General features: G+C 48.1%; 10 protein-coding genes. 8 read left to right on the top strand and 2 right to left on the bottom strand.

Annotated elements, in window-relative coordinates; genetic code table 11:
- Positions 1 to 330 precede the first annotated feature (330 nt).
- The 5 genes from ureE to AC1S52_RS25650 all read left to right on the top strand — a co-directional run bounded on the left by ureE (position 331) and on the right by AC1S52_RS25650 (position 4757).
- Positions 331 to 804, top strand: a complete 474-nt coding sequence (gene ureE, locus AC1S52_RS25670; protein WP_482030031.1) for an urease accessory protein UreE — start codon at positions 331 to 333, stop codon at positions 802 to 804.
- 64 nt (positions 805 to 868) lie between these two features.
- Positions 869 to 1540 (top strand): urease accessory protein UreF, encoded by a 672-nt coding sequence (locus AC1S52_RS25665; RefSeq protein ID WP_482030030.1) that lies wholly within the window; start codon positions 869 to 871, stop codon positions 1538 to 1540.
- A gap of 649 nt (positions 1541 to 2189) precedes the next feature.
- Complete coding sequence (locus AC1S52_RS25660) at positions 2190 to 3146, top strand: hypothetical protein (RefSeq protein ID WP_482031888.1); 957 nt, start codon at positions 2190 to 2192, stop codon at positions 3144 to 3146.
- Between the two features lie 414 nt (positions 3147 to 3560).
- Entirely contained in the window at positions 3561 to 3884 is a 324-nt protein-coding gene (locus AC1S52_RS25655; protein WP_482031887.1) for a hypothetical protein, read from the top strand.
- A 129-nt stretch (positions 3885 to 4013) separates the two neighbouring features.
- On the top strand, positions 4014 to 4757 hold the full coding sequence (locus AC1S52_RS25650; RefSeq protein ID WP_482031886.1) for a hypothetical protein: 744 nt from the start codon (positions 4014 to 4016) through the stop codon (positions 4755 to 4757).
- Positions 4758 to 4866: 109 nt separating this feature from the next.
- On the opposite strand, the gene AC1S52_RS25645 is transcribed toward AC1S52_RS25650, so the two are convergent.
- Entirely contained in the window at positions 4867 to 5430 is a 564-nt protein-coding gene (locus AC1S52_RS25645) for a Uma2 family endonuclease (protein ID WP_482031885.1), read from the bottom strand.
- A gap of 53 nt (positions 5431 to 5483) precedes the next feature.
- Positions 5484 to 6323: a DUF4230 domain-containing protein gene (locus tag AC1S52_RS25640; RefSeq protein ID WP_482031884.1), complete on the bottom strand. Its 840-nt coding sequence runs from the start codon at positions 6321 to 6323 to the stop codon at positions 5484 to 5486.
- A gap of 344 nt (positions 6324 to 6667) precedes the next feature.
- Between AC1S52_RS25640 and AC1S52_RS25635 the strand changes: the two genes are divergently transcribed.
- From AC1S52_RS25635 to AC1S52_RS25625, 3 genes are read left to right on the top strand one after another with little or no spacing between them, the layout of a single operon-like run.
- Positions 6668 to 7093 (top strand): hypothetical protein, encoded by a 426-nt coding sequence (locus tag AC1S52_RS25635; protein WP_482031883.1) that lies wholly within the window; start codon positions 6668 to 6670, stop codon positions 7091 to 7093.
- Between the two features lie 15 nt (positions 7094 to 7108).
- Positions 7109 to 7393 carry a DUF2470 domain-containing protein gene (locus AC1S52_RS25630; protein WP_482031882.1) on the top strand — a complete coding sequence of 95 codons (285 nt, stop codon included), beginning with the start codon at positions 7109 to 7111 and terminating at the stop codon, positions 7391 to 7393.
- Complete coding sequence (locus tag AC1S52_RS25625) at positions 7390 to 9051, top strand: ABC transporter substrate-binding protein (RefSeq protein ID WP_482031881.1); 1662 nt, start codon at positions 7390 to 7392, stop codon at positions 9049 to 9051. Before AC1S52_RS25630 ends, AC1S52_RS25625 begins: the two co-directional genes overlap by 4 nt.
- Positions 9052 to 9303: the final 252 nt, after the last annotated feature.

The raw sequence follows: 9303 nt of genomic DNA, 5'->3' as shown, positions 1-9303 counted from the left end.
AGGTGTTAGGTGTTAGGTGTTAGGGATGTGCCCCAAAATAAAGTACCCGCTAGACAAGCTGCTCCACGATGGATTCCCGCCTGCGCGGGAATGACGTTGGGACTTTATTAATTTGCGAGTCCCTTAGATGTCAGGTGTCAGGAATGGTAGCGAGATTTATGCCAGGCTCTACTAGGGTTTGAAGAAGGTGAGTATAGATTCGTCAGGGATTTAAGCTTCTCCGGAGAATTTAGGGTTACAGTTTTGTGACTTTTTGTTTGTTTCGCATTCATCTAAAGGCATCGACTGTCTGGCACTCGTCTGAAAACCGCTGTAAGCTGAGTTTTACTAATGCAGTTTGTTGAAGATATTGAGGCTAAGCCTGTGGTAATCACCTTGACGCAGCGGTTGGTCAATGATTCAGAGGTGGCAACGAGTCTAACCCTGTTGTTGACGGCGGAGGAGCGGACGCGATCGCGCCATCGCTTTGAGACCACAACGGGTCAGCCAGTCTATCTTCAGTTACCCAGGGGCACCGTTTTACGAGATGGTGATCTGCTGCAAGCGGATGGGGATGAGGTGATTCGAGTCGTTGCTAAACCGGAACCTGTACTGACTGTGACAGCCGATACGCCGTTGGAGTTGCTGAAGGCTGCCTATCATTTGGGGAATCGTCATGTGCCGCTGGAGATTACGCCCGATTACTTGCGGCTATCGCCCGATCCGGTGTTGTGGGATATGTTGGAGCATCGGGGGTTACAGGTTGTAGAGGAAACCCAACCGTTTCAGCCGGAGGTTGGGGCTTATGGGCATGGGCACTCGTAAAGGATGAAGGATGAGGGATGAAGCCTGTGCTGAGTGAAGTCGAAGAGGGAAGGGTACTGAGGTAGTGTTGCTACGGTTGTTGCAGTTGGTGAGTCCGGGGTTGCCGGTGGGGGCTTACAGTTACTCGGAGGGGCTGGAGTTTCTGGTTTACGGTGGAAAAATTCAGGATCAGGATAGTCTGGAGCAGTGGTTAGTTCAGGAATTGCGCTATGGGGCAGCGAGGTTGGATGCGGCGGTGATGGTACGCAGTTACCGATCGCTGGAGTTGGGGGATTTTGAGGCAGTTTGTGGGTGGAATCGCTGGTTATCTGCGGCGCGAGAAACGGAGGAGTTGCGATCGCAGAGTTGGCAGATGGGGCGATCGCTGCTGCGGTTATTTCAAGATTTGCAGCCAACGGCAATGGATGGACAGAAGTTTGAGTTGTTAAAAGGGGAAGGGTGTAATTTTGCGATCGCGTTTGGGGTGGTGGCGGCTGAGTGGCAGATTGATCTGCGATCGGCGATTTTGGGTTACTTGCACAGTTGGGTGACGAATCTGGTGGGTGCGGGGATCAAACTGATCCCGTTAGGACAAACGGCTGGTCAGAAACTGATTTTGAGCCTCAACCTGGAGCTAGAGCGCGCTACTGAGGAAATTTTGAGTTTATCGGATGATGAGTTGAGTAGCTGTGGCTGGGGGCTAACGCTGGCGAGTATGGCGCATGAGACGCAGTACAGTCGGCTGTTCAGGAGTTAGTTAGGGATACAGCCAATTCTTGTTTAAGAAAGGGACAACGGTTAGCCATTTCATAAAGAGTTCTGTGAATTTTTCTATACCGCTCAGTATTTCTACCTGAGCGCTAAGAATACGCTTGAACATTTTAGGGTAGAGCTTCTGATCTCAGACCAGGATGGCATTAATTAATGAAATGGATGACTGGAATTCTGCTAGGTTTTGCGTTGGCGGTTAGCTTTACTCTTTGCCTTCACCCACAAGCTACGTTTGCTCAGAGAAATTGCGATCGCTCCTATCCCAGCGTTTGTATTCCGTCCCCTCCTCCTGACCTGGATTGTAAGGACATTCCTTACAAAAATTTTAGAGTCCTACAACCTGATCCTCACAGATTTGACGGAGATAAGGACGGTATCGGTTGTGAGTCTAAGAAATGACAGGTATGGCTTGTGCCCTACGACTTTTCATGTAAAGCAAGTGTTAATTGTTGTTGTTTAACCTGCTGAACCATTGAAAACAGGGATTAGGATAGCTTTACCAAGAGAATTTAAGCTTAGAGCTAAGTTTAGTTATGTAATCAGGGAATTCTACAGGTACATCGCAACACAGAAACGAAAGATGTATTGTCCAACGTGTTCTGTTCCTATTCCTGATTAAGAAGGATTTAAGCTATATGCTGGTTCCAATAGAGCAATCCAGTGAAGTATTTCAAATAGACGGATTGGGTTTTGCGATTTTTATAAAACTTGTTGAAGCTCGTGTGTTTCATGACATTGAGAACACAGAGAAGTTATTGAAGACAGAATACGAGAATTTAACAAAATTAGAACACAATCGAGATGCCTTTTTGAGAGGTGTTCGTCAAGAAATGCTTGCAGAGCGTATCTCAGACCTAGCACAAGCTATTCGAGATAAGAGAGTATGGATTGAGGATTGGCGTGATAAAGCTTGGCAGCAAATAAACGAAATTCCGGGTAGTAATATTACCAATTTACAGACAAAAACGTGGAGTGATTTGGAAGAAGAGTTTCGCAGAAATGTCTCATTAAAACTTAAGCGATTTCTGATATTGCAAGAGGCAGTTCTTGCCCCAGTTTATACAGGTATTGCAGGTTATCAAAGCAATCTTACGGAAGTAGATATTTATGACGATTGTGAAAGAATCGGTCGTATTTTTGGTTTTGAACGAGAAATTGGTCGTTCAATTCTAGCTAATACCGATGAATTTGTGAAAAGTGTTACCGGGTATTGGTCTCGAATTGTTAAATGGACTATTGGTGGAACATTAGTTGCTTTGCTCACGGCGGGACTTGCTGCTCCTGCAATTGCAACTACTGTAGGAGGGCTTATGGGGCTTTCTGGTGCTGCTGCAACTTCTGCTGGTTTAGCCTTCTTCGGGGGTGGTGCTATTGCTGCTGGTGGATTTGGTATGGCAGGAGGTTTTGCAGTACTTGTTGGGGGTGGAGGATTGCTAGGTGCTGTAACAAGTTCTAGTGCTGCAAAATTTATTCAAGATATTCCGACAGAAGTGTTTATTATATCCTCAGCCAAGGTAGTTAATTATATTAAATTTCTTAGCAATTCAATAGCTATCTTAGGGACTCAAATGATGAGAATTCACATGGTTTAGCTAATGATATGCAACACACACGGCAGAAAGTTTTGAATGAATTTATAAAGTTAAAACATAGTTTTGAATGTTCTCTAATTGAGGAAGATATGAGTGGTATTGATGCCGAAAAAGTGATGAAAGATGTTAAGACGCTAAATTTCGCGTATAACAGCATATTTAATATTCTTACTAAGCATTAAACTAATAATTCTTCTTGTAATATTCAACTAGTAGAGGAATGAGTAAAGATCAACTCTGAGAGGATGTCTGAGAAGTCGATTTAAACGGTTAAAACCTCGATTTTCTCGTTAAGCTGTGGGTGCTGAAACCCTGATTTCTCCGTTAGAGGTAACCCTTTTCAGACATCCTCTGAATCTAGTCAGGGTGTATTTACATCAGGTTTATCCATAAAAGCTTACAGAGGCAGGAGCTATGACAAAATTTTCTTATAAGAATAGGAGATACACTGCTAGTCTATCTATTATTAATAACGAACAGGAAGCATTAATCCTTACTAATCAAGATGGAATGGAACTTACAGTAAGGAAAGGGGAGCGAACAGCAACTAAGAAAGATCAGCAAGGTAATCTCGAAGAAGTTGATTTACAAAATTTGCAATATAAGGAGTTTTATAATGGTCTTCATAAAGAAGCTCAGAAAGTGATTGACCAAGAATTTCAATTGCAAGATGAGTCTAATAGGTTCTTTAAGGAGATTAAAATCCAGTACGAGGAACAAGTACAAGAAAGCTGCTGACGCACTTAGTCCAGTTATTCCTCCAAGACAACCCAAGCCAAAGAAGTCCTGAGTGACAATTTTTCCTGTCCGAGCCGGAAATCACCATATGTGTTGTGTAGTCACTAACAAACACTTACGGGCAGTTTGATGGACGCTTCTCAAGTAGTCACACTGGTCAAGGATGTTGTTACGACTGCTGCGGCTTTTGTTGCAATGTATATTGGGTTGTCTGGTCTAAATACTTGGAAACGGCAGATGCGTGGCAAGGATGAGTACGAGCTTGCACGACGCATCATGGTACTAACTTTACTAACTGAAAAAGCCCTAAAAGCAGTACGATCCCCATGTTTATATGAGTATATAGAGCAGGAATTTGTTACTGCTTCTAAGAGTCTGAAAGAAATAAAATTTGACCGCATTCATGCTATTTATATGAAACGTATAGAAAATGTAGACAGTAAGATTAGTGAATTAGAGACAGAACTTATCACAGCAGAAGTCTTATGGGAAAAAGATTTACGTTCTCTATTTAAGGGTTTGCGAGAACTTCAGGCTATTCTGTCCATTATGATTAAACATCACTTGACAATGCATAGCCCTTACACAAGTAATGCAGAAAAGGCGGCAGTACAGGAGATTTTGTTAAGTACCAATCCTGAAAATGCTTATACTTTAGCGGATAGCTTCGACCCATCTGATACCTTCAACAAACGTTTAGAAGACTCAATTGAACCTATTAAACAGTATTTACGTCCGCTTACACACCTTTCACAATCCAGAGGGCTACTGTCGCCTGTAAAGAAAATAGGGCAGTTCTTACATGGCAAAATCAGTCAACTTAAACGTATCCCATCTCTTCCAAGCCAACAACGACAAAAATCCCTACGCTAGTTCCAGGCTGCTTCATCTCTAGGTACTGCTGAAACTTTGAGTCAGAAATGCACTGGTCAATAAACTTCTCCAGTTCATCCTTTGGGATTGTCGCCCACCGCGTTATTCTTTACCGAACCTCCAAGCTAAAACCAGACAAGACATCCTCTCCAGAAAGGGTAACGGGCATTGAAACCACCTCGACATACTGCCCAGCCGGGTAAATCTCTACTTGCTGATTCTGCCGATTGATCAGCCAGCCCAAGCGCAATCCGCAGGCTACATACTCCTGCATCTTCTCCTGTAAGGGAGCCAGCCGATCGCTGCGAGAGCGCAACTCAATCACAAAATCAGGACAGAGCGGCGGAAACCCTTCCCGCTCCTCCTGGCTCAGGCTCTGCCAGTGGTCTAACGCTACCCACGCCACATCCGGCGAGCGATCGCCCCCACCGGGCAAACTAAACACCGTCTGGGAGCTAAACACCACCCCCAGCCCAGTTTGCTCATTCCAGATCCCAACTTTTGTAATTAAATTGGCTTCCTGATTCCCACCCTCGCCACCAATAGGGGTCATGATAATCAGTCTTCCATTCGGCGATCGCTCCATCGGCACATCCGGATTCGCCAAACACAACTGATAAAACTGTTGCCGGGTCAGCGTTGTAATCGGGTCTAAATTTAATCTGGTTAGCATCGTGTAACCCTACTTGCAGCCGTTTTCCCTGGCATAAACCACCCATCCACCCACTACTGTGGTTCATTCATTTGAAAATCGCTATCATTCCCAGTCCTTGCTGCTTCCTCGTTCCTGACTCCCGAACTCTGACTCCCAAATTCTGACTCCTGACTCCTGACCTCTGAGTTCCCACTCCTCCCTGCAACCGCACAGGCACCCGCCTCAGGTGGCTGAACCTGCACCGCCACTTCCCGATAACCGCTGGTGTTCATCAGTTGGGTAACCACCAGTTGGGCGCGATCGCTCGCCTTCGTCAACAACCCATCCTTGCAGGCAGCCTCCACGACCTTCGTGAGCGCTTCCTGTTGTGCCAGTTGTTGCAAGTCAGGGGCAACATCTGGTCCCAGACCCAGCATCCCCCGGTCGTAGTCGTAAACGCTGGAACGGTTGACATCAATCTTGCTGTCCAGAATCCGGGGCGGTGGTAGCTGGATCTGGATGGTTTCTCCCGAAACCCGGACGTTTTCCTGGGTCAACTGGCTCAGGTCAACCCCTGCCTTGACTTCACCGTAGGCAATATACAGTAGCTTGGTGGTGCCAAACACAAACCCACCGACGCTGTTGTCCTGACTGGTGGGCACCACGGCTTGCATAGTGAAGGCTGCTGTCGTCAGTTCACTGGCTTCCCGCATCTGCTGAATCACCACCGACTGCACATTCACTTTGGGTTGGGGTGGAGGGGCGTTAAGAACGCTACTGAGGGCATTGAGGAAGCGATCGCCCATCCGCCATGCCCCAAACGAAATTAGCATGGCGGCTGCCATCGCTCCACCGACCATCATCAAGCCCAGGCTCTTGAACAGATACCCAACTCGACTACCGTGGTCGTGTCCATCGTCTTCATATCGCATATGGTTGCCCCCAGCTTGCCCAAAAACTACGACCAATTAATTAATACTAGTGTACTACTGTCCACTTGGCGATCCAAATTCGTCTGCCATAGCGCATGATGCTAGGTAGGGAAAATCGTCTACTCATTGGGTGCCCCTAAAAGCCTATCCGAAAACTTCACTAGTACAACAAAACGAAAGTTTTGCAAGGGGTGAAGGGGTTCCACCCCTTCTCGGGGGCAAAGCCCCCAAGCCCCCATGTTGCAAAATTTAGTGTTTGCAACACTAGATGGATTACTGGACTTTGGCGGTTAGGGTTTTTCTAGATAGGCTTGAAAACCCATTTGCTCATAGAGGAGTCAGGCATGATCGTGAATCTCCATCGCTTACTCAGGTTAGTGACTTTAGCGGTTTTGCTTGCCGCTCTGAATCCCATCGCGATCGCTCAAACCTCAATTCGGAAAGGGGTTTTACTGCGGAATCAGGTCAGGATGCTCTCGGCACGCAGCACGACTCTATCGGGTGGCACTCTGGTGGATTTACGAACGGATCCTCATTTTGAAGGTAATTTCCAGACAGTTGTGAATGCTGCCACTACCATTCTAGACGGCTACATCGTGGTCAAAAACGGCGGATACTTTCCCGAAAATCGAGGCATTCCTCGCGATCAGCAGCTATCCTGGTCTGAGGTGGTTTATTACATCTTTAACCTGCCCAATGGTAAGGAGTTGTTTCTCTACCGTTCCCCTACCCAACAAACTTCTGAATACTTTATTCGCCGCAAGGACTGACCCGAAATTTGTACCATGTCTGAATCATTTAGCCCCGAAATCAGCGATCGCATCTGCAAACATATGAATGATGACCATGCGGATGCAGTCCTACTCTATGCCAGAGTGTTTGGCAATGCTTCTGAAGCCACTGCGGCAGAGATGGTTTCGATTGATGCCCAGGGGATGAATTTGCTGAGTCAAGCGAATGGTTCCCAAACTCCCCTGCGGGTTGCCTTTGACCATCAGCTACGGGATGCTGAAGATGCCCATCAAACCCTGATTGCGATGGTGAAGCAGGCGAGGCAACCGGGGAAATGACGGGCAGATTTCGGAGACGTGCCTTTCTGGCGATCGCCCCCCTACTGGCGATCGTCCTGGCAAACTGTACCACTCCCCAACCGGAAACCCCTGTCATTCCCGGTGAGACGGTTACTTCCCCGGCACCCATCCCCCAAGGGGCACTGGTCTATGGGTCCAGTGGGCAACCCGTCAACCTGGAACCGGGCAATATTACCGATGGCAATTCCATCATTGTTCAAGATCAGATCTATAACCGACTGATGGAGTTTAAGTCCGGTTCAACCGAACTGGTTCCGGCTCTGGCAACCAATTGGGCGGTTTCCAAAGATGGCAAAACCTGGACATTTAAGCTGCGTCAGGGCATCAAGTTCCACGATGGAACCCCCTTTGATGCGGCAGCAGTCAAGTTCAACATTGAGCGCTGGTGGGATCCCAAACACCCCAATGGCTACCGCAATGCAGGTAGAACCTATGAAATTTGGGAGCAAATTTTTGGGGGTTTCAAAGGCGACCCCAATTCTCTGCTGCAACAGGTCGTCGTTGTCAATCCAGCAACGGTTCAAATGGTGCTGAAGCAGCCGTTTTCGGCATTCCCCAATGCGATCGCCGCTGGTTTCTTTGGCATTGCCAGCCCCACCGCAATTCAGCAGGCAGGCGCACGCTATGGCACCCCCGGTTCTCTGGCGGTTGGGACGGGACCATTCATCTTCAAAGAGTGGCGCACGGGCGATCGTATCCTGCTGGAAAAAAATCCAGGTTACTGGCAGTCTGGGTTGCCAAAGACGAACCAGCTTGTGGTCCGGTTTGTCACCGACCCGGCTGCCCGACTGGCGCAACTGCGGGCTGGACAGCTTGATTTTACAGTCGAACTAACGCCCGACCAGCGGCGGGAAGTGGAAAGTGACCCCAATCTGCAAGTGTTGCCCCGTCCGTCTTTTAACGTCGGCTATCTGGCACTCAATCCCAGCTACAAACCCCTGACCGATGTGCGGGTACGGCAAGCGATCGCCCACGCCATCAACCAACCGGCGATCGTCCAGGCATTCTGGGGCGACCTGGGAGTGAACGATGCCCATTTTCTACCCCCCGCCCTATCCTGGGCACGCTCAAATAAACTCAAAGCCTATCCCCACGATCCGCAAAAGGCAAAGCAACTATTAGCTCAGGCAGGCTATGGCAAAGGGTTTGACCTGGAACTCTGGTACATGCCTGTCTCTCGCCCCTATTTCCCCACCCCTAAACCAATTGCCGAAGCCTTTGCTGCGGATCTGAGTGCGATCGGAATTCGGGTCAATTTGAAAACCAAGGACTGGGCAGCGTTTTTGGCAGACCGCCGCAAGCCTCCTGGTTATCAGTCTTTTATGCTGGGATGGACAGGGGATTTTGGCGATCCCGACAGTTTCCTTTATCCTCACTTCGGTCCCGGCGGCACCAGTGACCTGGGTAACTGGAAGAACCCGAAGGTGATCCAGCTTCTCAACCAGGGACGGGCAGCGGGCGATCGCGCTGCCAGAGCAAAAATCTATGCTCAGCTTGACGAGATCCTGTACCGGGAGGTTCTACGTATCCCGATTGTTCACTCCCAACCCCTGCTGGCAAAACGCAAAACCGTTGAAGGTTGGGTCCCCGGTCCCCTGGGTAGTGAACCGTTTGAGACAATCAGCAAACCAAAATGAGGAGAGGGGAGAGGGGAGAGGGAAGGGAAAGGGGAAGGATGAAAGTTTGGATTTGAAAGTTGGGGAAGGGATGAAGGCTAGGGCTAGACCTCTGAGGTTTTGAAAACCTCGGAGGTCTGGGAAGCTCTGCTACTAACAACTAACAAAGCACGGGAAGCTGGAGCTTCCAATAGACATTGCCAAGCAGGAGCTTGGCAACGAGAACAAAATGACCACTGACCACTGACTACTGACTACTGACTACTGACTCTT

The sequence above is a fragment of the Kovacikia sp. CALU 1929 genome (assembly GCF_056784235.1).
Note: the sequence above shows the minus strand (reverse complement) of the source record. Positions and strands in the feature narration are given on the sequence as shown.

Bases quoted from the DNA above. Each gene is read 5' to 3' on its own strand.
- ureE (WP_482030031.1), top strand. From the start codon at position 331: ATGCAGTTTGTTGAAGATATTGAGGCTAAGCCTGTGGTAATCACCTTG.
- AC1S52_RS25660 (WP_482031888.1), top strand. From the start codon at position 2,190: ATGCTGGTTCCAATAGAGCAATCCAGTGAAGTATTTCAAATAGACGGA.
- AC1S52_RS25655 (WP_482031887.1), top strand. From the start codon at position 3,561: ATGACAAAATTTTCTTATAAGAATAGGAGATACACTGCTAGTCTATCT.
- AC1S52_RS25650 (WP_482031886.1), top strand. From the start codon at position 4,014: ATGGACGCTTCTCAAGTAGTCACACTGGTCAAGGATGTTGTTACGACT.
- AC1S52_RS25645 (WP_482031885.1), bottom strand. From the start codon at position 5,430: ATGCTAACCAGATTAAATTTAGACCCGATTACAACGCTGACCCGGCAA.
- AC1S52_RS25640 (WP_482031884.1), bottom strand. From the start codon at position 6,323: ATGCGATATGAAGACGATGGACACGACCACGGTAGTCGAGTTGGGTAT.
- AC1S52_RS25635 (WP_482031883.1), top strand. From the start codon at position 6,668: ATGATCGTGAATCTCCATCGCTTACTCAGGTTAGTGACTTTAGCGGTT.
- AC1S52_RS25630 (WP_482031882.1), top strand. From the start codon at position 7,109: ATGTCTGAATCATTTAGCCCCGAAATCAGCGATCGCATCTGCAAACAT.
- AC1S52_RS25625 (WP_482031881.1), top strand. From the start codon at position 7,390: ATGACGGGCAGATTTCGGAGACGTGCCTTTCTGGCGATCGCCCCCCTA.